This is a genomic window from Rheinheimera muenzenbergensis, assembly GCF_036984005.1.
Lineage (GTDB): Bacteria > Pseudomonadota > Gammaproteobacteria > Enterobacterales > Alteromonadaceae > Alishewanella > Alishewanella muenzenbergensis.
On sequence record NZ_JALAAR010000001.1, the window covers coordinates 58,466 to 81,919 of the forward strand.

Sequence of the window (23,454 nt, forward strand, 5' to 3'; positions counted from 1 at the left end):
AATCGCTGACTAGCTTTAAACCTGCCCTGCTTGGTGGAGTACAACTATGCTTAGCTTCAAATCATCGGCGGAAAATATCATTACGGCTATTAATGCCTCGCAGGCGGTTATTCAGTTTTCGTTAGATGGCATTATTCAAACGGCTAACGATAACTTTCTGCGAACGATGGGATACAGCTTAACCGAAGTAGTCGGCAAGCATCACCGTATTTTCGTTGATCCGGTTGAAGCACAAAGTGCAGAATATTCGCAATTCTGGCAGCAATTACGTGCCGGTAAATCGCAAACAGCCGAATTTAAACGCAAAGCTAAAGACGGCACTGATGTCTGGATCCAGGCGTCATATACACCGATCCTGAAAAATGGCAAAGTAGAGCGCATTATCAAGTTTGCTACCGACATTACCAATCAGGTAATACAGCGCGCTAATCTGGAATCACAAATTCAGGCTATTCACCGCGCCCAGGCGGTAATAGAGTTCGCTTTGGATGGCACCATTTTAGACGCCAATCAAAATTTTCTGGCGTTGATGGGTTACAGTCTGGCTGAGGTTCGCGGCAAGCATCATAAAATTTTTGTGCCGGCTGACGAAGCCAAAAGCCAGGCCTACCAGCAATTCTGGCAAACTTTACGCTCGGGTGCCTACCAGACGGCAGAATATAAACGCGTCACCAAAAGCGGTCAGGAAGTGTGGATCCACGCCACTTACAACCCCATCACCACACCGGATGGCAAAGTCATTAAAATTGTTAAGTTTGCCAATGACATCACCGCCGAAGTAGCACAACGTGCCGAGTTCCGCTTGCTGTCTATGGTGGCCAACGAAACCGACAATGCCGTAATAATTACCAACGCCGGCCGCGAAATTCAATACGTAAATAATGGCTTTGTAAAGATGACCGGTTACGCCGCCGATCTGGTTAAAGGCCATCGCACCAAAGAGTTTCTGGTCGGGCCAAAAACAGACCCGGCTACCCGGCAGCGCATTGAGGCCGAGCTGGATGCGCCACGCGCCTTTTATGATGAAATTGAAATTCACCGTAAAAACGGCGATGCACTGTGGATATCTGTTACCAGTAACCCGGTGTATGATAAACAGCAGCAACATCTTGGTTATATTGCCATTCTGGCTGATATTACTGCCGTAAAAACCACGGCACTCGATTTTGCCACCCGGCTCAACACCATCAGCCAGACGTCTCTGTTGGCGGAGTGGGATTTAAACGGCAAGTTACTGCAATTAAATGACTACCCGGAAAAAATTCTGGCCATAGCGCCAGCACTGTTTAGCGACGCCCTGCAAAACTGGCAGCAATATTTAGCCGATGCCGAAGCCAGAGCGTTGATGGACGGTACCAGTATCAGTAAAGAAATAATGCTTGATATCAGCGGCCGTGAGATCTGGTTTGGTGCCACCTTTAGCGCGGTAAAAGACCCTTACGGCACTATCACTAAGGTGATTTTGTACGGTACCGACATCAGTGAGCGATTGCTGGTGGTAAAACAGTCTGAACAGGTGATGATTGAACTGGTAAAATCCGGCGACAGCATTAATCAGATGGTATCCAGCATTAATGCTATTGCCGATCAAACCAATTTGCTGGCGCTTAACGCCGCTATAGAAGCCGCCCGCGCCGGTGAAGCCGGTCGTGGCTTTTCGGTTGTCGCAGATGAAGTGCGCAACCTGGCCGCCAAAGCCGGCACCTCAGCCAGCGAAATTAACAGCGTAGTTAGCCAAAACCAAACCCTGTTAAAAGACCTGGCGTCCACATTGAATACGCTAAACAGTAAAGCAAGCTAACGGCAATACCGCAGTTTATTTACTGCGGTTTTTTCCTGACGCCTTGCCTTGTCCTGTTGCGGCAGTTTTACCAGACTGCGCGCTGTTATTGCTAAACGGCTTTTTGCCCGGCTTGTCGTTGCCATTGCGCTTGGCAATGGCTTTGGCTGCCGGGTTTAAACCGGTGTGGCGGCTAAGTGCAGGTTTACCACCTTTTAATGGCTTTTTAAACTGCTCTTCTTTGCCCTCTTCCGGCACTAAACAGCCTTTGCCGCGGCCAATTAAGTGCTTTAAGCCCATCTTTATTAAGGCTTCGCGAATTTGCGGCCAGCCTTTGGGATCATGGTAGCGTAGTATGGCTTTGTGCAAACGGCGCTGACGCTCGCCTTTGGGCACGGCGACGACTTCGTCATTGGCCTTGTTGATGTTTTTCAGCGAGTTCATTTCCGTATGGTAAATAGTGGTCGCGTTGGCCATCGGGCTGGGGTAAAAGTTTTGCACCTGATCCAGTTTAAAATCGCGCTCTTTAAGCCATAGCGCCAGGTTTACCATGTCCAGATCGGTAGTACCCGGGTGGGCGGCAATAAAATACGGAATTAAAAACTGCTCTTTGCCGGCTTCTTTACTAAAGCGGTCAAACATTTCTTTAAACTTGTCGTAGGCGCCCATGCCCGGTTTCATCATCTTCGACAAAGGGCCGTTCTCGGTATGCTCCGGCGCAATTTTTAAATAGCCGCCAACATGGTGCTGCACCAGCTCGCGCACATAGTTCGGGTCTTCTACCGCTAAATCGTAACGCACGCCGGACGCTACCAGTACCTTTTTAATACCAGGCAAGGTGCGCGCTTCGCGGTACAGCTCTACCGTCGGGCTTTGATCGGTGTCCATATGCTCGCAAATCGTCGGATACACGCAGCTTGGCCGGCGGCAGGTTTGCTCGGCTTTCGGGTTTTTGCAGTTTAAGCGGTACATATTGGCCGTTGGGCCACCAAGATCGGATATCACGCCGGTAAAACCGGGCACTTTGTCGCGAATATCCTTGATCTCCTGCATTATCGACTCTTTCGAGCGGCTTTGAATAATACGGCCTTCATGCTCGGTAATAGAACAAAACGAGCAACCACCAAAGCAGCCGCGCATAATATTCACCGAGGTTTTAATCATCTCGTAAGCCGGAATTTTCTCTTTGCCATATACCGGGTGCGGCACGCGCTGATACGGCAGGCCAAAGACTAAATCCATCTCTTCAGTAGAAAGCGGAAATGCCGGCGGGTTAACCCAAATATGCCTGTCGCCATGGCGCTGCATTATCGCGCGGGCACAACCCGGGTTGGTTTCCTGGTGCAAAATTCGCGAGGCATGGGCATACAGCGGCTTATTAACGCTTACCTGCTCAAAGGCCGGCAGCTTAACGTAGGTTTGCTCCCACGGCTTTTGCCGCGGCGCCTGGATCATGATTGGTTTGGCTTCTACTTCAGCCGGCTTACTCAGATCAATACCGGCTTTGGCATATTCCGAATAGCTGCTGCAGCCAACATCATCGGCGCCATAGGGGTTGGATATCGGGTCAATTTTGCCGATTTTATCCAGCGCAGTCGAATCGACACCGCGCCAGCCTGGCAGCGGCTCTTTGCGAATAACGGCGGTGCCGCGTACGTCCTGAATTTCGCTGATGGGCACGCCCGAAGCAATGCGGTGCGCCACTTCGATTAGCGGCCGCTCGGCATTACCGTAAATTAAAATATCGGCCTTGGCATCAAAGATCACCGAGCGACGCACTTTTTCTGACCAGTAATCATAATGCGCGATACGGCGCAAGCTGGCCTCAATACCGCCAATAATTACCGGCACGTCTTTAAAGGCTTCTTTACAACGCTGGGTATAAACAGTAACCGCGCGGTCTGGCCGTTTACCGCCAACATCGCCCGGTGTATAGGCATCGTCGTGGCGCAGCTTTTTATCAGCGGTGTAGCGGTTAATCATCGAGTCCATATTGCCGGCCGACACGCCATAAAACAGGTTTGGCTTACCCAGGCGCATAAAGTCGTCTTTGCTGTGCCAATCCGGCTGGCAAATAAGCCCCACACGGTAGCCCTGGGCTTCTAGCATGCGCCCTACTACCGCCATACCAAAGCTCGGATGGTCAACATAGGCATCGCCTACTACCAAAATCACATCGCAGCTATCCCAGCCAAGTTTATCCATCTCAGCGCGCGACATAGGTAAAAACGGCGCCGTGCCATAGCACTCGGCCCAGTATTTTGGGTAGCTGAATAAATCACGCTCAGGCGCCATGCGTGCTACAGGGGCAGACTTGCGGGAAACGGTAGTAGCAACAGTGGACATAAATTAAGCACCAGAGTGTATCAAGGGCGCGTATTATACAAGGTGTAAAGGGGAAAGGCGAATGGTGGCTTGGCTACAAGAGTTAAGACAATAACAAAAAACCCGCCGAAGCGGGTTTTTATAGATTTTTTAACCTAATCCCATACACCGTGATTCATAAATTTCTCCTGTGTTGCTCGCTATTAGATATATACTATCGACTAATGTAGTTTAGACTATTGTGAATGTCCAGCATTTTCCCGCCACCAGAAAGCAAAGCCTTGGTGGGGGTACACGCCGGCATTAATGTTAAAAGTAAAAGCATTTTCATTGTGTATACAAATTTCTTTCTTAACAGGTTTTGTGTGCAATCCCCTTCCGTATATCTCTATTGACTGCGGTGCAATTATCTTTAGCTTCATTCCATCAGCGGGGGTAGTTGTAGTCCAGATTTCTGAATCGTTTTTACGTCTGAAGGTGTGAGATCTAAAAAGAACCTTGATTTCGTCCTGAGGGCCAAGCTCAATCTCTTTTTCGAAACCTACGCCGCTATTACCATCTAGCTTCTTCGTAAAATCAGAAAGCTCTTTATCAGACATTGGAATTTCGCCAATTTGACCATAGTCAATTTTTACTCTATCAGCCAAAATTTTATCCAAATCACATGATACGCCATATCTTACTTTGAACTTACGTTTTGTATATCCTTGATTAGATATAACATGCTCTGATGTTATTTTAACCTTGACCAATTCCTTTCGCAAATCTGCCTTAACGTCATTCAGATCGACATCTTGAGGGAAAGATATTTCATAAGTCATTACTGAATCTTTCTTAAGTATCGTGCTTTCAAGCACACTATCTTTAATTTCTTCGTAAAGGGTGTCTGGGATAAATCTTTTAAAAACAGCTGATAAGACATTTTTCCCTAGCTGCTCTCTAAATTGCTCACTAGCTTCAAATTGTCTTTTTTTAAGAAACTTTTCTATCGTAAAACCTACTATAGATGCAACAACCGCTGTTACACCAAGCTCTCTAGCAATTAGTAATACGTACTTTATTGTCGTTTGATCAACAATGTACTTTTTGAGGTACACCTCACCTTCATTACCAAAAAAAATCAGTATCACCCCTATAAAGAAGGTAATTAAAATAGTAAATTTATCATAAAAACTGAACTCAAAAGGATTTGACTCGATTGTTTTGCCATTATTTTCGGTTTTACTGTATTTTTCCACTTGAGCATCAAGCTTGACTATCTTGTAAGCTTTCCAGAAATTCCATGCCATATATAATCCTTACATTATTAAGCAGCAAAGTAAGCACCATCAAAGTTAAAACAAAATCAAAGCAGTTACCCCAGCAAGCACGAGCGAATTTTTTAACTACAATTTTTTATCACTAATAAACAACTGATTTAAATGTACTGAAAAATCAAACTTGGTCAAGGCTTTATTTGCTGCAAAAACTAAGGGCGCAATAATGCGCCCCTACGTTGGCATCATGGCAACCGATGCCGGTCTGTTGGAATACCTCGGTTCCGCTATTCAACCTCGACAAAATCGTTTTCGCTAGCGCTGCCGCCGTGATTTTTCCGGTACTCTTCAAACTCCAGATCGGCTTTTTTATCGCTTTGCGGCCAATCTGCATCAATTTGGTTGAGTATTTCAGTAACAACAGCCCAACCGGTTACGTTAGGAGTAGTATCATCCAACCACTGCTTGCCATCCCAGTACAAATAGTCATAAGAGCCAAAACCGCTAATATGCCGGATTGCCACGAGGTAAACGCCGGTATCGGTTGGAGTGCCATCATTCCACTTAACATTTATTTTGTGCTTAGCCATTACTTCTGATCCCTAAATGCTTCAGCCATGCCTATCAAGCCAGTTTGTGACGTAAATACATGAGCCGCATAAGTACTTTTTATAAACTTTGCCTCTTGGCTTAGCGTCTAGGTTCAGTACTTCCAGCTCTGTATTTATTACGATAAACAATTTCCTCTCGTCGGGCTTAATCATAAGCCTAAATCCTTTTTAAAATCATTTAGCCCTTGAGAGCCGCTTAAATCTTTACTGCGCTCGTCAACAAGCCTGGCACCGGCACTATTGTCTAATTGATCAAGAAACCACTCGTATTGTTCTGCTGTCAGGATAGCGCCTACGGTTTTCCCTTTTTTAGTCAGAACCAGTTCAGTTTTCTGAGCTCCTAAAGTATTAACAAAGGTTTCAATTGCTTTTGTGTCAACTACTTCAGCTTCGTTATAGTCTTCCATCTCTATACTCCAGTAAATTTGAATGGGGTGAATGCTGCAAAAAAACAAACTTGGTCAAGGCTATATTTGCTGTAAAAACTAAGGGCGCAATGATGCGCCCATACGATGGTTTGGTGTAGCGGCCCGTTTAGTGTGCAGCCAGTTGGTGGTAGAACTCGGGGTTGTCCTGAATAGTCGCCAGCACTTTGGCGGCCAGGCCGGTTGGGTTACGGCGCTTACTCTCCCAGCTTTTAATAGTATCAACACTGGTACCCAGTGCTTGGGCTAACTGTGCCTGGGTAATGGCCAGGCTCTCACGCAAGGTTTTAACATCAGCTACTTCAAAGCGGGTCACCCGGCTTGCTTCTTTTCTACCTTGCTTAATCTCCACCGCTTCGGTCAGAGAATCCTTTAGCTCGTTAAAGATACTCATACTACACCTCGCCTTTTAGTAACTTGGTTAACTGCTTTAACTCAGCTTTTTCAGCAGCAGTAAGGCTGTCTTTTTCATTTTTAGCATAGGCCAGCAGCATATAGATAACTTCTGCCGTTGCCAGAAAATAGACGACTCTGGCGCTACCGCTTTTACCCTGCCCATCTGTTGCCATACGCACCTTGCGTAGCCCACCAGTACCGGTGATCAGATCGCCTTTCATCGGTTGAGCAATAAGCTCTTGCTGCAGTACCCTTAGCTCGTCATCAGTAGCAATTTGCTTGATCTGCTTGGTAAACAGCGATGTTTCGATAAACTCGATACCATGCAATGTCAAAACCTACCTCCTTGTAAGTTATTGCAAATGTACATAGTACACCTTAAAAATTAATTGGCCAAGCCAATGCCACCTATCAGAAAAGTTAAGGCACAAAATGCGCCCTAACATTGGGTTAGCCTGGTTGCCTAGCATCACGCGTCAAAATGGTAGATGTGATCGGCATAATGATTACCGCCAATGCTATGTGCATCCGGCTCTTTTGCTACCAGCTTAAAACCGGCTTTTTGTAATACCCGCTCTGATGCGATATTGCCCTCAGTAACCACTGCTTTAAAACGAGCTATCTCCTGCGTATTTGCTGCCCATTGAATTAACGCTTGTAATGATTCTGTGCCAAAGCCCTGACCATGAAACTCGGGCAGCAATAAATACCCCACTTCAGCCCTCCCCTCTGCCATTGCCATGCCGGTAACGCCAATAGCCTTGCCGGTATCAAGCTGGCGCATAACCAGACATAGCCAGTGGCTGGCGTCTTTGTGCCATGGCTGCAGCCGTGACTGAAATTTCTGCTGTAACTCAGCCTCTGTTGGTGCATCAAAACACTGCGCTATCACCTCAGGAGTCTGGTGTAGTAGCTGAAATAACGGCCAGTCTTGTTGTGTAAGTGGCGTCATTTCCAGACGCGCAGAAGTCACTCGCATAAGATCCCTTTTATACTGAAAATGATTGGCGCAACGCTTTCTCAGCCTGCGGATAATGTCTCGACACTTAATTCAGAGTGCATAATTACGTTTGATCTTACCACGGCAGCATTTAACCGGCTCGGGTGCCATTTGGCACAGTTTGTTCCGGACAGGCTAAACAAGGTGTTAATTTATCTTCATAGCCAATATCAAACAACATCCCCTGCGATACCTCCCCGGCCATTTTGCGCTCAGGTAAATTCACCACAAACAGTGCCTGTTTGCCTTCAATCTCTTGTGGGTTAGCGCGCTCCTGTTTAATGCCCGCCAGTATGCTGCGCTGATGATCACCAAAATCGACGATAAGTTTCATCAGCTTGTCAGATTTAGCAACCTCTAACACTTGTGTAATGGTACCAACACGGATATCGATTTTTGTTAAGTCATCAAAACTTATAGGAGCTTTTATTGCTGCTGGTGCCATGGCTATTCCAAATTAAATAGGCTTAGTTGTTAGGCAGGTTTAACTTGCCGTTGCGCCGGGCAGGTAAACTGCTGGGCGCTGTCGCCAAAAAAGCTGCCGCTGCGTAAAAAGTGCAGTACCTGATCTATAACCTGTTGCCGTTTCATCAAAAACGGATGCGATACTTCTACCGTAACCAGCGCGCACATGCCTTGCACTTTGGTGTTTTCAACCGACACCTTGCCATCATCCGGGTTCGGTAAGAAGTTTGACAATATAAGATTGATAGAGCTGGTGCCGGCAATAATGCCCAGCTCAAAACTCACCGGGCCCAACTGTTTAGGTATATCGTGTTCGCCGGTGCCCAGTTGCATACCGGCCGGACCGTTAAAGGCTTCAAAGCCCGGTACATCTTTTAGGTTATCCACCACCTGGCTGCCCCGATTCGGCGGCCCCATCATCACTACCCGGCCCAAATCGGTAATGACATTGTGCTGCAGATATTGCCGCAGCAAAATACCGCCCATTGAATGGGTAACAAAATGAATAACACGGCTTTGCTCTGCGCGGCACTGCGCTAATGCCGGCGTTATCGCCATCGGCGCCAGTGCTTCTACGCTATAGTCACGCGATGGGTAATCAACATTGACGCTATGGTAGCCGGCATCATCCAGTGCTTGCTGCATAGTTTCCATCGCGCCAGCGCTGCGGGCCAGGCCGTGCAACAGTACAACGCAGTCTTTTGCCATGCCGTTAAACGACAAAAGCAGCAAAACGGCTGACAGTATTATTCGCATAGCATTTCTCTGAGGTTACCCGATTCATGTGCACTGACGTAGCTTCCAGGGGCCCGTCATTTTTCAATTGAACGCCCAATCGTTTCCATCTGATTTTTTAGAATTTTAATTTTAGCGTCAATGGCGTACAGCTCATCCTTGTTGTTTTTTATTGCTTTGAGCGCTTCCAACTGCTCAATAGTAGCCAACAACTCCATTTTCTTATTTTTTTTAACAGCCTCATCTATAGCCTGTTCAAGCGCTTTTGGATCATTTTTCAGGTGTTCCAGACCCAATCGTTTTATTCTTGATTCAGAAGACACCTTTTTCTCCTATTTCTTTTTATGCTCGACTTGCAGATCAGCACGCGCTACCACATCGATTGGGCTCGTATCTTCTCGCAATATTGCACTTGTCCCCCAAACAATTCCTGTTCCCGGATGTCTCGGCTTTTCTTCAGTATTCTTGCTATGCAATATTTCACTCAATGTCAACTCCCGAGGTATGTTATATACACTAAAGTGAGTATCCCGATTCGCAATCAACCAATATGTTTCCTGGCCTATTACCCGCCACAGTTTATTCTCTGTGTTGGTTTCTATTTCGCCATCCTTTCTCATGATATTTTTCTGCCGGAAAGGCTCTTTAAACTTTTCAGGCAGTTTATGCTCATTTAACAAGCTGATTTCAGCCTGCTCTACACCATCAATGGTGACATCCTGTCCTTGTTGTTGTCTTATTTTCTTATGTGTCACATAAGCTGCAACGGCTGTTTCTGCCTCTGTAAGCACTGTTTCCACATTCTGAATTGTGATCGTGGCTAATTGGCCTACCACTACAAAACTGAACTCATCTCCACCATGTCTAAAGCTAATAACATCTGCCTTCAGCGACCTCATGTGTTTATCAGTTGTATCAGACATAAATCTAAACACATTGTCAGAATCACCTCGTGTAAGATTATCATTCAGGCCACCCAAATTTCTGACATCAACCTCGACATAACCTGCAAGTACACTAGGATAGTTTTCATTAAAATAATCCTTTGCTTTAACAAGTGTGGCAATTCGATCTCCTGCAGCGTCAAAGCCTGTGAGAGCCTCTTTCTCTGACCTGCCAGCAATCTTATACAGCTCAGCAATTTGTTCAGCCTCTAACCCTAATTCTGCGCCTTTTAGTTTGAAATCATCATCACGAGCGTCGGCGGCACCTTTAAAAGTACCGGGAGCGTCCCCCTGAAAATCATGTGCAGTTTTTGACGATACTCCTGCATCTGCCGGTAAACGGGCAGCACCTGAATCCACAGCTTCAGCAGCTTTCGCTTTACTGCCTTTCATTTCAAAAACGCTAAACCCCATATCGACACCCTTTTGCTCAGGTCTTTTCGGGTTAGCAATGTCAGCAATGTCCATTTCACCTTTTTTGGCCTTCCATTCAGATTCAGCTTTTTTCAGCTCGGCCTCAATTAGTTCTTTAGTCAAGGTCGCTTTATTTCCAATGACCATAAATCCAAATCGACTTCCTTCGTGCCGATATCCTTGCACTTGATAACGGCCACGCAGCACATTCAGAGAATCATCTACGAGTTTAGACATCTTGCCAAAAACATCATCTGCACCAGCATGACCTTTTGCCGCATTCAATCCAGCCAGATTGCGGAATTTAATATCAGCATAAAACACAATGTCATCGTGCTCACCACGTGTACCTTTATCTACAAAGTCTCTGGCCAATGCCCTTGTTTCTTCCTGATCAGAACTGGTTCGCAACTTAGTAACCGGATCAAGCGTATTTCCGCCACTGTGGTCGTACAATATTTGCGCCTGTTGCTCAGCAATACCATATGTTTCTTGAGCCAGTTGCATGAACCTTTCTTTCCTGAGATCAGCACTGTCTTTAAACACGGCCTGAACGACAGCTGCTGGCTGTGCCTGTACTAAATTTGAAGGTTTCTGTGGGCGTTGAGACACAGCCATTGCCCCCATAATATCGGCCTCATTTTCCAGGCTTATATCATCGTTTATATTCACTTTTTGCTTTAGTTGGCTTGTTGGTTTTACCCGTCCTTGCTTTTGCTGAACCACGTGCCAAGTCTCATGAGGCAAATGCTTTTCTTGTCCAGATGCAATATGAATATCAGTGCCCTGCGCAAAAGCATGCGCTTGCAGCTGAGCTGGTTTGTCAGAGTGGTAATGTACTTTTACGTCATCCATGGAGTAACCGGAAAGATTTTCTATTCCGGTTTTTAAAGTATCAGGCAAGCCCGTGTTGTTGTTTTTCTTCTGAATGAAGGGCTGTTGTTGAACAGAGTGTTTGCCAGCCACAGCTTGCAATTGAGCAACTTGCTTTGTCTGACGACTAATATTAGCCATCTCTTGCAGTTTCTTTTGTGCAATAGTTTCTGTTCGATTATCGACAAATTGAAAAGTTGACTCGCCAACACTTTGCATTTGATTAATGCCATTCGCAACCGATTGGCTTTTATTCTTTTGCGTTTTGTCAGCGTGTGTATTCGTCATTTAAGTTGCCTCACTGGCGATTGAGTAATTTTAGCAGCTGGCAACCGGAAAGCGAAAACACTAAGTAAATGTTCATTGATTTGCCGCCAGGCAGATATATACAACCTGTGCACTATCACTGCTGCTTATCTGCAAACTATTGCTTTCATTAGTCAGGCTAAGCGTATGCTGCGCTTGCAGCGTTATGTGCTTTGCACCAATTACCGCATTAACACGGCCGCTGGCGACATAAACAAGCGTCTGCGCACTTAACGGCAATGTTTGTGCTGCACTGCCTATAGTGAGTACCTGCAGCTGGGCCTGCACAGCTGCACGGCGGGTCATCAGGTTAAAATCACGTACGGCACCATTAATTAAACTGCAATGAATAGCCGTTTCACCGGCGAAGGCGAACGGCGTAAGCGGTGTATCTAATAGCTGTGGGTTAGCGCCCACACCATGCAGGCTAAAACCATTGCCTTCAAGCAGCAAAATAATACGGTCAATATTATCAAAGCGCGAAAACGGGCCGTCGCTGGCCACTTCAGCAATAGACAAGCGCCATAACATACCGAGCTCATCATCCTGCCGGCATAGCTGATGGGTAATGCCACCACCATTTTGCCAGCGCTGGGTTTGCCACTGCTGTGGCGCAATAATCTCTGTGCTCATAAAGTCTCTGGCAGATGTGTTGAATAAAGCGTTACTGACAGCAGGCGACATCTAGCTGCCCAAATTAAAAAAGATCCCCACCGCCAGCTCGGCCCAGCAATACAAAAATACCACCGCAACAGCCAATGCAAGCCAAAGCCGCTTCGCTGCGGGTATACGTCTGGCCAGCAATACAAAGCCGCTGGCACTGCCAAAAATTAAGCCAGCCATCAGTATAAAATCAGCGCCGCTCCAGTTTACCTCTGCAGTTAGCTGCATGGCCGTAAAAGGTAGCAACAACAGCACAACTGTTGCTACCGCTATCCAAATAAAAATGTCGTTACGCTGCAGCTGAGGTTTCATCAGTGTGCTCCCTTAATTAAGCGTTACTTTATTATATTTGTCGTAGTAAAAACATCAGATTCCGCTGTTTGCTTCTGCTGTGCTCCAGCCTGTTATAGATGTATTACCGCTCTAAAGCTTAACTGATGCTGACAAAAATACTACAGCGTGCTGACGTCGCCGTGGGTAGAATTAACAGCGGCCTTGGGTAATTGGTTATTGCACTAAAATGGCCCTTAGCCGCATAATTGCCGTTAGCTTAACAGCGCCATGCTACCGTGGCGGTATGTGTAACGTGTTAGCAGGATAATTATGACTAAAACCAACAGCGGTGCTGCGGCTTATCAGCAGCAGGAACAAGGCTATCGTGATAAAGCACTGAAAATGTATCCCTGGGTGTGTGGCCGCTGTGCCCGCGAGTTTGTGCACTCTAATTTGCGCGAGCTGACTGTGCATCATATTGACCACAATCACAGCAATAACCCCGCAGATGGCAGCAATTGGGAGCTGTTGTGTATTTATTGCCATGATAACGAGCACAATAAATTCCACGAATTTGTACTCTACGGTGGCACTACTGAGCAAAAAGTCGCGCCGGCGACCCATAATCCGTTTGCCGATTTAAAAGCGTTATTAAATAAGCCGAAGTCATAAATCTTAACGTCCCGCGATATGCAGTAAACGCTCGGCCTGCAGCTTTAACGCCTGTTTTAACTCCGGCGGTGCAATAATACTAAAATCAAACGGCAGCTGGCTTAGCCACTGCGCCAGAAACAGGCAGCTGTCGGTGCGGGTACTTAACAGCAAGCCATCTGGCTGGGGCTTTAACATAGCTGCTGTAGACCCCAGCGCCTGGGCGGCGCTTTGAGGATCGGTATGCAACAATACCTGCACGTCTACATTGCCCGGTATGCCAAACAGGCTTTGGCTAAAATGCTCAGCAGAATCAAAATCGTCCGGCCGGCTAAAGTGTTGTTCCAGTAGTTCGATGTGCTGCAACCGGTCGAGCCGAAAGGTGCGTAATTCGCGACGCAGATGACAATACCCACTCATATACCAGCGGCCAAGGCGAAACAGCAAGCCATAAGGGTCAACCTGCCTTTTCGCCGGCGCTTGTTGGCGTGCAGCATAGTGGATAATAACTGAGCGCTGTTGTTCCAGCGCATCGAGCAAGGGGCTAAGGTGTTGGCCAGCGCTGGGGGTTTCAGCGACGGGCAGCACCAACCGGATAGTATCGGCAATAGCCCTGGCACGGGATTTTAGTTTAACCGGCATGACCCGCTCCAGCTTGGCCTGCACACTACTGATGGCCGCCTGCGTATCGGCCAGGTTAAGGTTGTGTGCCGCCAGCAGCCCAAGCGATAACGCCAGAGTTTCGTCGTTGGTAAACATCATTGGCGGCAATTTAAAACCGGCCACTAACATATAACCGCCGTCGCGGCCTTGCTCTGATGTTACCGGTATACCCAGCTGCTCCAGTGCCTGGATATAACGGCGCACAGTGCGTTTATCGACGCCCAGCCTTGCCGCCAGTTCGGTGCCACTTAAACGACCATGTGACTGCAGCAGTTCCAGCAAACTAAGCACACGAATAGTTGGCCCGCTCATACAGCTCTCCGGTTAGTCATTTATTGTTCCTGCTTCCACTTAGGTGTGGAAAATATACCTGATTACTAGGACGCATTCTGTCCTATTTTGGTTTTATTCTGTTCCGGCAGCACATCGAATCGCCATAAAACAGGTTGTATCTATTACTCTTACTTACAAGGAATACACGAATGAAACCGTTAACTTTCTATACCAACCCTAATTCACGTGGTCGTATTATCCGCAGGCTGCTGGAAGAGCTCGAAGTACCTTACGACGTAAAGGTGTTGCAGTTCGGCAGCGAAATGAAAGCAGCGGAATTTTTAGCACTAAACCCTATGGGTAAAGTACCGGCCATTAAACATGGCGATACAGTGGTCACCGAAGGTGCTGCTATTTGTGCCTATCTGGCCGATCAGTTTGCCGATAAAAAGCTGGCCCCCGCCCCCGATAGCCCGGAGCGCGGCAGCTATTATCGCTGGTTATTTTTTGCCGCCGGCCCACTGGAAATGGCCACTACCGCCAAAGCGTATGACTGGCGTATTGATAGCGACAATGCTGCTTCTGTAGGTTGCGGCTTGTATCAGGACACGGTAAAGGCGTTGGAAACCGCCCTGACCAAAGGCCCCTACCTTTGTGGTGAGCAATTTACCGCAGCGGACATTTATGTTGGTAGCCACATTAGCTGGGGCATGCTGTTTGGCACACTGGAAAAACGCCCGGCCTTTATCGACTATGCGCAGCGGCTGCAAGCGCGTAAAGCCTGTATCCGGGCAACAGAGCTTGATGATGCTCTGGCAGCAGAGCTGGCGCAAAGTTAATGAGCTTGCCGCGGGTGCTTACCGCACACGCGGCCTAGGCTGGCAGTAGCAGCACATCGTCAATCGCGATAAAACGGCTGGCAGCTTTTACCAGCGCCTGGGCAGTTAAACCCTCCACACCGTAGACCTCGACTTCGGTTTGGTACCTGGAGGTCAGTTTGTCGGCCAACAGGGCAAAATCGCCATCGCCGGAGGCCAGTACCAGTACATCACTGTGCTGGCCGTACTCGATAGCATCGAGCGTGATACCGACATCCCAATCGCCTTTAGCACTGCCATCGGCGCGCTGAATAAAGGGCTTTAGTTTTACCTCGAAACCAATGGCGCGCAGGATATTTTGAAACTGGCGCTGCTTTTCATCTTTGCGATCAATAGCATAGGCAATAGCCTTTACCACAGTGCGACCAGCAGTAACCTGACGCCAAAAGGCGTTGTAGTCAAAATTACGGCCATAAGCTTCACGGCTGGTGTAGTAGACGTTTTGTACATCTACCAGAATTGTTACCTTGGTCATAGCACTCTCCGGCACAACAAAGTTGCCACGCTAACCGGCAATAGCCGCTGCAGCAAGCAATTTAGTGTTATTTCGGCTACCGGCCCGGCCGGATGCTAACTGCAAAAACCCGCGATGTAATAGTGCAACTAAGCAAATTCAGCCTATGCTTTTTTGGCATCAATACATTTGGCCGCAGTTAAACTACCAACAGAAGGAGTTTGTGATGTTATTTATTACTAACAGATTTCCCAAAGGATCTATTTTAAGTCGCGCTGGACGGAAATTTTCGTTCGACCTGCGCAACAATGCACCGAGTAATTCGGTGTTCTTTTGTCAGCACCACCCCGATGGCCATTGCACTGAAGTAATGGGGGAAAAGTTTTTATTAGCATTAAAACAAAGCCCCTACCGGCAGTTATTGCTCTATATTCATGGTTTTTCTAATTTACCGGACGATATTTTTCAATCGGCCAAAGAACTGCAAGAACTGTGCGACAAAGAAAAGCCGCAGGAAGTTTTGGTCGTGCCGGTGATCTGGCCTTGCGATAATGACATGGGCATTGTTAAAGACTACTGGGATGATCAGAAATCTGCTGATCAAAGTGCTGCAGCCTTTTCACGCGCTTTGAGTATTTTTTTAGACTGGCGTCTTACACCAGCCAACGAGCCGGAAACAGCGCCCTGCCTGAAAAGAATTAATGTACTGGCACACTCTATGGGTAACCGGGTGTTGCGGCAAACCTTGCTGGACTGGAATAAAAATGATCTGGCAAATGGCGTACCACTGCTATTTCGCAATACTTTTATGGTGGCGGCAGATATCCGCAATGAGTCGGTACATAAAGATCAGTCCGGCAGATTGATTGCGGACGCATCGCGCAATGTGGTGGTGTATTTTGCCTCTGACGACTTAGCCCTGCGCAGCAGTAAAGTTGCCAACCTGAAAAACAAAGTGGCCTCTCGCCGGCTGGGCCACACTGGGCCGGAAGATATCAACCTGACGCCACATAATCTGTACAGTGTTGATTGCGACGATATTAATACCGCATATGACACACCCAAAGGCCATTCTTATTTCCGTTATGGCCGTATACCCGGTAAAGCTGGCTTGGTTTTTAAGCATATATTTGACTGTATATTACACGGCAGGGTATTTCCGCAGGATGAATTTCGCCGCAGTTCGGTACTGCGTGAACCCTAAGCAGTTTGTTGGTTCGCGCTTTTACCGATTGAGCGCTACTATCAGTAGATGTTAACAACTGACGTCAGCTGTAAGGCATTATCTGTGTCAGCTTTTTTACCAGACGTAATAAAAATTATCGTAAAAACAGTGCGTTGCTTGCTGTTGTGGCAACGCACTTTATTCTGTACCGGCTTATTGCTGACAACATCGCCACTGCAGGCCGACAATAACGAACTCCGCTATTGCATAGATCCGGATTGGATGCCGTATGAAGCCATTGTTGATGGTGTGCACGTAGGTATTTCAGCAGATTATTTGCAGCTGATTGCCGAAAAATCCGGTTTTAAATTCAAATTAGTTCCCAGCCGCTCCTGGTTGCACAGCCTGCAACTGCTGCAAAATGGCAGCTGCATGTTGCTGCCAATGTTAAACCAAACAGCTGAGCGCCTGCAGTTTTTGCGCTTTTCCGAGGTGTATTTTCGTTCACCTAATGTGCTGGTATCTCAGCATCAGCAACCCTTTTTACAAAGCCTGGAGAATATTGGCCAACGCGTGCTGGCGGTGCCGGCAGGCTACCGTTTAATGGAGCATCTGCTTAATTACTATCCGGACAGCAACACCCTGCTGGTAGACAGCGAATCAGCCGGCTTGCAGGCAGTAATGAATGGCAATGCCGATTTATTTGTCGGTTCGTTATATTCAATCAATCACTATATTCAACAGCATGGGCTGTACCAGCTAAAAGTGGCCGGCTGGGTTGGTGTCGAAGATCAACTGCGGATTGGCGTCGCCATTGCACATCAGGCAATTTTACCGCAACTAAACCAGGCTATTGCCGCCATTACAGAAGCAGAACATCTGGCTATTTACCGCAACCACACCCGTATGCCGGTAAACGAGATAACTAACTACAAACCGCTGTGGCAACTGGCCGCAACCGCTATGGCTATCATAGTGTTACTGATTATCTGGAATTACCGCAGCCGCTACTTTTATCAGCGCTTGCAAGAAAAAAACCAGCAATTAGAACAAACCCGCGCCGAATTGGAGGCGGCAGTAAAGGAGCTAAAATTTTTATCCGATCATGATCCACTAACACATCTTTACAACCGCAATTATTTTGATAGAACGCTGCGTGTGGCCCAGCAGCGCGCCAGCCACGGCCAGCATATTTTTAGTCTGATTGTGGTAGATATCGATTTTTTTAAACAGATAAATGACAACCACGGCCATAGCGCCGGTGATGCCATCCTGCGTGAACTGGCAGATATCCTGCGCCAGCAGGTGCGGGAACAGGATATTGCCACGCGCTGGGGCGGAGAAGAATTTGTTATTTTTTGCCCACAAACCAGCGCAGCTGAAGCCCAGGCCTTATGCAGCAGAATAGCAGCCGCTATTGCTGGCTACACCTTTAGCCACCATATCAGCTTAAGCTGCAGTTTTGGCGTAGCACAGCAGCAAGCAGATGAAGAACTAAGCCACTGCTTTGAGCGCGCAGACAGGGCCCTGTATCAGGCCAAACAGGCCGGCCGCAACCGCACCTGCCTGGGCTGAAGTTCAGTTACAACTGACACAAGGCTGCCATACGGCCATTTAGCAGCCGGCATAATTCCACTCCACTAAGCTCTATTTCCAGCCCGCGTTTGCCGGCACTGACAAAAATGCTGTCAAACTGCTGTGCTGAGCTATCAATAACAGTTGGCAACGCTTTTTTCTGCCCCAGCGGGCTAACACCACCTAAGACATAACCGGTACTGCGCATAACATCAGTAGCACTAGCCATCACGGCTTTTTTGGCCCCCAATGCTTTTGCCAGCAGTTTCATACTTAGCTGCTGGCTAACCGGCAATACCGCGACAGCCAGTTGCTTGCCATCTAATTGTACTACCAGAGTTTTAAAGACCTGCTCTGGCTTAACACCGAGTTTTTCTGCCGCTTCCAGGCCGTAGGATAACGCGGCAGGATCATGCAGATACTGATGCACGGTATAAGCGATACCCTGTTGTTTCGCCAAATCAATAGCGGGTGTCATAGTGTCTCCCATTGGCTAAATGCAATAAAGCAGCGCCAGCTACTGGCACTGCGATATTAACGCTGCGTTATTGCACTTCAGCTACATCAGCCTTTACCTTGCTTCGGTGCCTTAACAGTGTGCCGCTCTACGCCTTCAGGCTCCAGATCCAATTCAAAATCTAACTGTACATGATTACCTTTTAACACAGCAGTTGATGGCTTATAACGCCATTTTTTAAATGCCCTTAAGGCTTCGGCATCAAACACTTCAGGAGGATACGAATCAATTATCCGGGTATTTGATACTGAGCCATCAAGTTCAATATCAAACTCTATTTGCACATAGCCTGCAATTGACTGTCGTGCTGCGTCTACCGGATAGCGAGGCTGTATCTGGACAATTGGGGTTAAACCTACGCTGCCAGACTCTTTCGCTGTGCTTGGCTGTTGCAGCAAAACACTGAACAGCATGACCAAAGTTAGCATAGTGACTACTGGTGCTTTGCTGAATCCGCGCTGACTCTGCAACTGAATAACTCGTTGTTTCATAATATTAAAATCTCCATAGTGATGAGTAAGCGGCCACCGATTTACTGATGACGGCTGTGTAATGCTTAGTAAGGCATAACCATAAGCAATTCTTTCTGCCTGGCTGGCGTTGTGGGTAACGACGGCATCGCAGGCCAACTCTTGTGCCTGACGATATTGGCGATAACTAACCCACAGCAGCGGGTTAAACCAAAACAGGCAGACTAACGCAAGGGCCAGGTAATTCAGATGTAAGTCGCCACGGCGCCAGTGTGTCAGCTCATGCTGCAAAATAAGCTGCTGCTGGATGGCATCAAAGCGGGTAAAAAAATCATGCGGCAATAAAATACGCGGTACTAAAAGCCCGGTAATATAAGGGCCGCTATTATCATCGGCCTGGCGGCAATTGAGTATTGCGGGTGCTAGCTTTAGCGGTACAGCGCGTAAATATTGCGCCCGGCTGCTCAGGTAGTTTAACAGTAAGTAACTGCTGCATAACGCCACACCAAGCAACCACAGCCAAAACCACCCATTTGTAGTACTGGCAGCGTTGGAAACCTGTTGCAGCCCTACCTGGTAGCGCTTTATCACGTCGCTGTGAATAGCGACCGGTGAAAAGGAAACCAGCATAGTGGTCAACAAAAACACCGGCACCGCCGCCCACAACGCATAAACACTGCGGGCACCAAGGGGTTTAAGTAACACTTTCTGCGCCAGCAATATTACCAACAACAGTAGCGATAAAGGCAGTGACAGTTGCAGCAGATAACTAGTCATGCTTCTGCTCCTGCTCCCATTGTGCAATCAGGTTTTTTAACTGCTGCACGTCATCGGCATTTAGCTTATTCTGGCTGGCAAAACCGGCAACCAATGGCGCTACGCGGCCGGCAAACAAACGCTCGACAAAGGAGCGGCTTTGTTCAAGCTGGTAATCCTGCTGTGCAATCAGCGGATAGTACAAATAGGCACGACCATCTCTATTAAAACCCAGAGCACCTTTAGTTACCAGTCGGTTTAGCAGGGTTTTTACCGTTTTTTCGTGCCAGTCTTTCTCATTACCCAGGGCGGCAACCACATCATTGGCCGACAATGGCTGACGCTGCCACAACACCTGCATCACGCTTAGCTCAGCATTGCTGATTTCAATCATAACTGCACCCATCTATTACACTTGTAATACACATAATATTACACCTGTAATAGATGACTGCAAGCAGTTTTTTAAGCTGATATTAATTTATTGCAGTGGGTTGTTGTGCCGGACAGCAGTTAAAGTGACCTTCCTGCATAAATTTATGCCGGTACTGGCTGGGGGTAAGCTCGGTGTAGTTGATAAAAAGCTTACGGAACGAGCTGACGTCTTCATAACCTACCTGCAATACAATTTGCTCTACCGGTTGATTTGTGGTTTCTAACAAGCGTTTGGCGTGCTCTATGCGCAGGCGCTGCAGATAATTCAGCGGTGTATCGTTTAATGCGGCTTTAAAGCGGCGCAGCAAAGTACGCTTGGTTAAATGAAACTGCTCTGCCAGCGGCTCTAACGCAAAGGGCTCATTCAGAGTTTTCAGCAGGTACTTTTGTACCTCGCTGATCAGCGCATCATTGTGCTGCTGGCCGACAGATAAATCCATATAGGGAATTTGCGAACTACGATTTGGATCGGTCAGCATAATTTTGGCAATTTGTCGTGCAAATTGCTCACCAACTAACTGCTCTGCCAGCGACAAACACAAGTTCACAAAAGAGGTTGTAGCACCGGCCGTTATGATGTTGTCATGTTGCACCAACAGTTTGTTGAGCTGCAAGTGTACATCCGGATACAGGCTTTCAAACACATCTTTAAAGAACCAGCTGGAGGTGGCATTTTTGTGTGCCAGCAGCCCACTGGCCGCCAGAATAAAAGTGCCAGTACAGTTGGCAGCGATAAGCTTACCGGCCTCAGCAGCCTGACGCAGCCCGGGAAAATACGCTGCAGCAGGCTCTGCAATAGCCGCTAGCTGGGCACGGTTGTAAGCATAGGCCGGTGCTATAACCAGCGCATCGGCCTGTTGCCAGTGATGTGGCTGCACGTTAAAGCAGACGCCGTGCTTTAGCTGTAACGGCGCCCCATCAGGTGATACCACATAGCAATGAAACAGCGGGGCTGCGTCACGGTGCTGGTATTGCCACAACACATTGCAGTACTCAAAAAAGTCCAGCAAACCAAACAGATCGTTGTTGATACTGTGATTTGTCGCCAAAACAGCAATTTGCTTCAATTGCGCCACCTTTTGTCACTATTGGCCTTATTTTTATCAATAGTGACACTGCCGGTGCCATTTCGCAAGTTCTACACTGCAAGGGTCAAACAATAAGGTGCAGGAGGCAGTATGAATACCCTAAGCAAAAAAAAGTGGCCGGCCATTGCGGTACTATTGGTTAGCTGGCTGGTGATTTTCTGGATTAACTTTGCCGCAGAGCTGTCGCTGATGATGCATGTGCTGGCAGTACCGGTGTTATTGCTAAGCACTGCTGCAGGGGCATTTCGTATGTTTGAGCCACAAGACGACGCCACTGGCAGTAACTAAGCGGCGAAAAGCTGCGGATCTGTTAAGATCCGCGCCCTGGCTTATCCGGGCAGCCAGTCGCTGCCCGCTGTACTGCGTTAGTTTAGGCCGAGGATGTCTTTACCCTGGTTAAACTTCACATCTACCGGAATATCGGCAGCTGCCAGCCTGGCCAGATCAGCGGCCAGCTGTGGTTTGATAACGCCTTTGTCTGCGACCAGCGCCGCCACACCAGCATAATTACCATCACCCTGCAGTGTCAGGATAAGCTCAGACAATGATGCCATTGCCGTCTGCATTTTGTCGAAATCGACTTTATAGGTACCGTCGTCATTGCGGACAAAGGCGCCCTGCTCGGCAAAATAGTTAAAGCGGATCATATTGGCTTTACCATGTGCACTGGATGCACCAAAGCGTACCGAGCGGAAAATACCGGCCATAAAGGTAGTGTAGTAATCTTCCAGCTCGCCCTCCTCCAGCATACCCTGCTGTTTAAGCTGGGTGATCATATACACCCCGAGAATATCGGCCTTGCCTTCTTCCAGCGCTGACGCATGCTCTTTCAGCGCCTGGCGCACCGTACCGCTGCCATCAAGGGTGTTTTTAATCCCCAGGCCATGCGCCACTTCATGAAACATGGTGTTGTTAAAAAAGGCGTTAAAGGTAACGTGCTTGCGCTGCTCTGGCGCGATTAGCAGCTGAGCAATCGGCAGCATAATGTGATCAAACTTGGCCTGCATGGCGTTTTTCAGCTGTAAGCGGCGGGTACCTTTTTCCAGCTGCACCTGCTCATCATTTGGCAGATTAATAGCAATGGTTTTGGAACCGGCATTCGAATGGCCGGCATAGTAAATAACGTCATAGGCATTTAAGTCAGCATCTGAGCCCGGCACTTCCTGCTTGTAAGCCTCTGCCACCGGCAAGCCTTGCTGCAGCGCTGGCAAGGTAGCCGCGTATTTCGCCAGTCGCTCGCTCCACTGCATATCTTTTACCAGTACATAGGCTTCAAATGCCGCGCGATAGCCAAACAGTTGATCTTCATAGGTTTCTATCGGCCCTATTACCAGCTCAACCGGGTTGGTTTTCATATCCATCCAGGCCATATCAGACGGCTGATAGTTATCATCTAGCAAGGCTTTAGCCCGCAGTGTCAGGTAATTGGCAAATTCGCTGTTTTGCGCCAGTGCAGCCGCTTCGTTTAATAATGTTGCTGCTCTGGTCAGCTCATCTTTATAGGCAATGGAATACGGCACGCTGATAAGCTTACCGCTGTCATCGCGTTTTATCAGCGAATACAAACCGGCTTTATCAGCCAGCGTGCTTTGCTCAAGCTCCTGCTTGCTCATATCAGCAGGATAAAACTGCGCGCCCAGTGGCTTTTCAGCATACTGGCTTAAAAATGCTTTATCACCGTTTAAGCGATCCCAGGGGCCATAGTTTATGGCGGCAAAATCGCGCACCTTGCCTGCTGGCAAGCGCGCCAGAAATGCTGCTTTAGGCTCACCAAACGCCTGCTGCCAGAATAAATCGTCCATAATTTTGCTGGCATCAATAAGCTTGGCCAACATAGCGCGCTGCGCATCAGATAAATGCGATAAATCGGCTGTTAAATCAACCGGATAATAAATATCCAACCGCTGTTTGTGCTCGTCTAACAGTACCGGCGCAGCCTGAGGTTTTTGCTGTGACGTTGTATTATCTGAAGCACCTGGCTTATTTGGCGAGCAGGCAGTAACACTAATAGCGCCGGCAAGGGCCAGCGCTGTGAAAATGGCATGATAACGCATGTTTTATCC

General features: G+C 47.8%; 25 protein-coding genes and 1 pseudogene. 6 read left to right on the forward strand and 20 right to left on the reverse strand.

Annotation, left to right across the window (positions count from 1 at the left end; translation table 11 throughout):
• Positions 1–46: 46 nt before the first annotated feature.
• Positions 47–1,714 (forward strand): annotated as a pseudogene (locus MN202_RS00260) (PAS domain S-box protein); the annotation flags it as partial.
• 102 nt (positions 1,715–1,816) lie between these two features.
• Here MN202_RS00260 and MN202_RS00265 read toward each other — a convergent pair.
• From MN202_RS00265 to MN202_RS00325, 13 genes are all read right to left on the reverse strand, one after another.
• Positions 1,817–4,126, reverse strand: a complete 2,310-nt coding sequence (locus tag MN202_RS00265) for a YgiQ family radical SAM protein (RefSeq protein WP_418333705.1) — start codon at positions 4,124–4,126, stop codon at positions 1,817–1,819.
• Between the two features lie 215 nt (positions 4,127–4,341).
• Positions 4,342–5,394: a hypothetical protein gene (locus tag MN202_RS00270; RefSeq protein ID WP_335734077.1), complete on the reverse strand. Its 1,053-nt coding sequence runs from the start codon at positions 5,392–5,394 to the stop codon at positions 4,342–4,344.
• Positions 5,395–5,648: 254 nt separating this feature from the next.
• Positions 5,649–5,951: a hypothetical protein gene (locus MN202_RS00275; protein WP_335734078.1), complete on the reverse strand. Its 303-nt coding sequence runs from the start codon at positions 5,949–5,951 to the stop codon at positions 5,649–5,651.
• 170 nt (positions 5,952–6,121) lie between these two features.
• On the reverse strand, positions 6,122–6,379 hold the full coding sequence (locus MN202_RS00280) for a hypothetical protein (protein WP_335734079.1): 258 nt from the start codon (positions 6,377–6,379) through the stop codon (positions 6,122–6,124).
• Positions 6,380–6,506: 127 nt separating this feature from the next.
• Entirely contained in the window at positions 6,507–6,791 is a 285-nt protein-coding gene (gene nadS / locus MN202_RS00285) for a NadS family protein (RefSeq protein ID WP_335734080.1), read from the reverse strand.
• Position 6,792: 1 nt separating this feature from the next.
• Positions 6,793–7,128, reverse strand: a complete 336-nt coding sequence (locus tag MN202_RS00290; protein WP_472511558.1) for a type II toxin-antitoxin system RelE/ParE family toxin — start codon at positions 7,126–7,128, stop codon at positions 6,793–6,795.
• Between the two features lie 134 nt (positions 7,129–7,262).
• Positions 7,263–7,772: a GNAT family N-acetyltransferase gene (locus MN202_RS00295; RefSeq protein ID WP_335734081.1), complete on the reverse strand. Its 510-nt coding sequence runs from the start codon at positions 7,770–7,772 to the stop codon at positions 7,263–7,265.
• Positions 7,773–7,884: 112 nt separating this feature from the next.
• A complete protein-coding gene (locus tag MN202_RS00300; protein WP_335734082.1) occupies positions 7,885–8,238 on the reverse strand; it encodes a hypothetical protein in 354 nt (117 codons plus the stop codon).
• 29 nt (positions 8,239–8,267) lie between these two features.
• Positions 8,268–9,014, reverse strand: coding sequence for an esterase/lipase family protein (locus tag MN202_RS00305; protein WP_335734083.1), 747 nt, complete (start codon positions 9,012–9,014; stop codon positions 8,268–8,270).
• A 56-nt stretch (positions 9,015–9,070) separates the two neighbouring features.
• Positions 9,071–9,316 (reverse strand): hypothetical protein, encoded by a 246-nt coding sequence (locus MN202_RS00310; protein WP_335734084.1) that lies wholly within the window; start codon positions 9,314–9,316, stop codon positions 9,071–9,073.
• A gap of 9 nt (positions 9,317–9,325) precedes the next feature.
• Entirely contained in the window at positions 9,326–11,512 is a 2,187-nt protein-coding gene (locus MN202_RS00315) for an eCIS core domain-containing protein (protein WP_335734085.1), read from the reverse strand.
• A 72-nt stretch (positions 11,513–11,584) separates the two neighbouring features.
• Positions 11,585–12,163 (reverse strand): HutD/Ves family protein, encoded by a 579-nt coding sequence (locus tag MN202_RS00320; protein ID WP_335734086.1) that lies wholly within the window; start codon positions 12,161–12,163, stop codon positions 11,585–11,587.
• 51 nt (positions 12,164–12,214) lie between these two features.
• Positions 12,215–12,505: a hypothetical protein gene (locus MN202_RS00325; protein WP_335734087.1), complete on the reverse strand. Its 291-nt coding sequence runs from the start codon at positions 12,503–12,505 to the stop codon at positions 12,215–12,217.
• Between the two features lie 291 nt (positions 12,506–12,796).
• Here MN202_RS00325 and MN202_RS00330 point away from each other — a divergent pair, with 291 nt between their 5' ends.
• Positions 12,797–13,138, forward strand: coding sequence for a YajD family HNH nuclease (locus MN202_RS00330; RefSeq protein ID WP_335734088.1), 342 nt, complete (start codon positions 12,797–12,799; stop codon positions 13,136–13,138).
• A gap of 3 nt (positions 13,139–13,141) precedes the next feature.
• Here MN202_RS00330 and MN202_RS00335 read toward each other — a convergent pair whose 3' ends face one another.
• Positions 13,142–14,092, reverse strand: a complete 951-nt coding sequence (locus MN202_RS00335) for a helix-turn-helix transcriptional regulator (protein WP_335734089.1) — start codon at positions 14,090–14,092, stop codon at positions 13,142–13,144.
• A 170-nt stretch (positions 14,093–14,262) separates the two neighbouring features.
• Between MN202_RS00335 and MN202_RS00340 the strand changes: the two genes are divergently transcribed.
• Complete coding sequence (locus MN202_RS00340; RefSeq protein ID WP_335734090.1) at positions 14,263–14,892, forward strand: glutathione S-transferase family protein; 630 nt, start codon at positions 14,263–14,265, stop codon at positions 14,890–14,892.
• A gap of 34 nt (positions 14,893–14,926) precedes the next feature.
• Here the strand turns inward: MN202_RS00340 and MN202_RS00345 are convergent, their stop codons facing one another.
• Positions 14,927–15,406 (reverse strand): NYN domain-containing protein, encoded by a 480-nt coding sequence (locus MN202_RS00345; RefSeq protein ID WP_335734091.1) that lies wholly within the window; start codon positions 15,404–15,406, stop codon positions 14,927–14,929.
• 205 nt (positions 15,407–15,611) lie between these two features.
• Here MN202_RS00345 and MN202_RS00350 point away from each other — a divergent pair, with 205 nt between their 5' ends.
• Together MN202_RS00350 and MN202_RS00355 are read left to right on the forward strand one after the other, a co-directional pair.
• A complete protein-coding gene (locus MN202_RS00350) occupies positions 15,612–16,589 on the forward strand; it encodes an alpha/beta hydrolase (RefSeq protein WP_335734092.1) in 978 nt (325 codons plus the stop codon).
• A gap of 84 nt (positions 16,590–16,673) precedes the next feature.
• On the forward strand, positions 16,674–18,125 hold the full coding sequence (locus tag MN202_RS00355) for a diguanylate cyclase (RefSeq protein WP_335734093.1): 1,452 nt from the start codon (positions 16,674–16,676) through the stop codon (positions 18,123–18,125).
• A 7-nt stretch (positions 18,126–18,132) separates the two neighbouring features.
• Here the strand turns inward: MN202_RS00355 and ybaK are convergent, their stop codons facing one another.
• The 4 genes from ybaK to MN202_RS00375 all read right to left on the reverse strand — a co-directional run bounded on the left by ybaK (position 18,133) and on the right by MN202_RS00375 (position 21,370).
• Positions 18,133–18,603 (reverse strand): Cys-tRNA(Pro) deacylase, encoded by a 471-nt coding sequence (gene ybaK, locus MN202_RS00360; RefSeq protein WP_335734094.1) that lies wholly within the window; start codon positions 18,601–18,603, stop codon positions 18,133–18,135.
• Positions 18,604–18,689: 86 nt separating this feature from the next.
• Positions 18,690–19,889 (reverse strand): TonB family protein, encoded by a 1,200-nt coding sequence (locus tag MN202_RS00365; RefSeq protein ID WP_335734095.1) that lies wholly within the window; start codon positions 19,887–19,889, stop codon positions 18,690–18,692.
• Entirely contained in the window at positions 19,882–20,274 is a 393-nt protein-coding gene (locus MN202_RS00370) for a BlaI/MecI/CopY family transcriptional regulator (protein WP_335734096.1), read from the reverse strand. Before MN202_RS00370 ends, MN202_RS00365 begins: the two co-directional genes overlap by 8 nt.
• A gap of 70 nt (positions 20,275–20,344) precedes the next feature.
• On the reverse strand, positions 20,345–21,370 hold the full coding sequence (locus tag MN202_RS00375; RefSeq protein WP_335734097.1) for a GlxA family transcriptional regulator: 1,026 nt from the start codon (positions 21,368–21,370) through the stop codon (positions 20,345–20,347).
• A 111-nt stretch (positions 21,371–21,481) separates the two neighbouring features.
• On the opposite strand from MN202_RS00375, the gene MN202_RS00380 reads away from it, so the two are divergent.
• Complete coding sequence (locus tag MN202_RS00380; RefSeq protein WP_335734098.1) at positions 21,482–21,679, forward strand: hypothetical protein; 198 nt, start codon at positions 21,482–21,484, stop codon at positions 21,677–21,679.
• A 77-nt stretch (positions 21,680–21,756) separates the two neighbouring features.
• Here the strand turns inward: MN202_RS00380 and MN202_RS00385 are convergent, their stop codons facing one another.
• On the reverse strand, positions 21,757–23,445 hold the full coding sequence (locus MN202_RS00385; protein WP_335734099.1) for a dipeptidyl-peptidase 3 family protein: 1,689 nt from the start codon (positions 23,443–23,445) through the stop codon (positions 21,757–21,759).
• Between the last annotated feature and the right edge of the window lie 9 nt (positions 23,446–23,454).

Coding starts and splice junctions, on each gene's coding strand:
- MN202_RS00265 (WP_418333705.1), bottom strand. CDS start 4,126: ATGTCCACTGTTGCTACTACCGTTTCCCGCAAGTCTGCCCCTGTAGCA.
- MN202_RS00270 (WP_335734077.1), bottom strand. CDS start 5,394: ATGGCATGGAATTTCTGGAAAGCTTACAAGATAGTCAAGCTTGATGCT.
- MN202_RS00275 (WP_335734078.1), bottom strand. CDS start 5,951: ATGGCTAAGCACAAAATAAATGTTAAGTGGAATGATGGCACTCCAACC.
- MN202_RS00280 (WP_335734079.1), bottom strand. CDS start 6,379: ATGGAAGACTATAACGAAGCTGAAGTAGTTGACACAAAAGCAATTGAA.
- nadS (WP_335734080.1), bottom strand. CDS start 6,791: ATGAGTATCTTTAACGAGCTAAAGGATTCTCTGACCGAAGCGGTGGAG.
- MN202_RS00295 (WP_335734081.1), bottom strand. CDS start 7,772: ATGCGAGTGACTTCTGCGCGTCTGGAAATGACGCCACTTACACAACAA.
- MN202_RS00300 (WP_335734082.1), bottom strand. CDS start 8,238: ATGGCACCAGCAGCAATAAAAGCTCCTATAAGTTTTGATGACTTAACA.
- MN202_RS00305 (WP_335734083.1), bottom strand. CDS start 9,014: ATGCGAATAATACTGTCAGCCGTTTTGCTGCTTTTGTCGTTTAACGGC.
- MN202_RS00315 (WP_335734085.1), bottom strand. CDS start 11,512: ATGACGAATACACACGCTGACAAAACGCAAAAGAATAAAAGCCAATCG.
- MN202_RS00320 (WP_335734086.1), bottom strand. CDS start 12,163: ATGAGCACAGAGATTATTGCGCCACAGCAGTGGCAAACCCAGCGCTGG.
- MN202_RS00325 (WP_335734087.1), bottom strand. CDS start 12,505: ATGAAACCTCAGCTGCAGCGTAACGACATTTTTATTTGGATAGCGGTA.
- MN202_RS00330 (WP_335734088.1), top strand. CDS start 12,797: ATGACTAAAACCAACAGCGGTGCTGCGGCTTATCAGCAGCAGGAACAA.
- MN202_RS00335 (WP_335734089.1), bottom strand. CDS start 14,092: ATGAGCGGGCCAACTATTCGTGTGCTTAGTTTGCTGGAACTGCTGCAG.
- MN202_RS00340 (WP_335734090.1), top strand. CDS start 14,263: ATGAAACCGTTAACTTTCTATACCAACCCTAATTCACGTGGTCGTATT.
- MN202_RS00345 (WP_335734091.1), bottom strand. CDS start 15,406: ATGACCAAGGTAACAATTCTGGTAGATGTACAAAACGTCTACTACACC.
- MN202_RS00350 (WP_335734092.1), top strand. CDS start 15,612: ATGTTATTTATTACTAACAGATTTCCCAAAGGATCTATTTTAAGTCGC.
- ybaK (WP_335734094.1), bottom strand. CDS start 18,603: ATGACACCCGCTATTGATTTGGCGAAACAACAGGGTATCGCTTATACC.
- MN202_RS00365 (WP_335734095.1), bottom strand. CDS start 19,889: ATGACTAGTTATCTGCTGCAACTGTCACTGCCTTTATCGCTACTGTTG.
- MN202_RS00370 (WP_335734096.1), bottom strand. CDS start 20,274: ATGGGTGCAGTTATGATTGAAATCAGCAATGCTGAGCTAAGCGTGATG.
- MN202_RS00380 (WP_335734098.1), top strand. CDS start 21,482: ATGAATACCCTAAGCAAAAAAAAGTGGCCGGCCATTGCGGTACTATTG.
- MN202_RS00385 (WP_335734099.1), bottom strand. CDS start 23,445: ATGCGTTATCATGCCATTTTCACAGCGCTGGCCCTTGCCGGCGCTATT.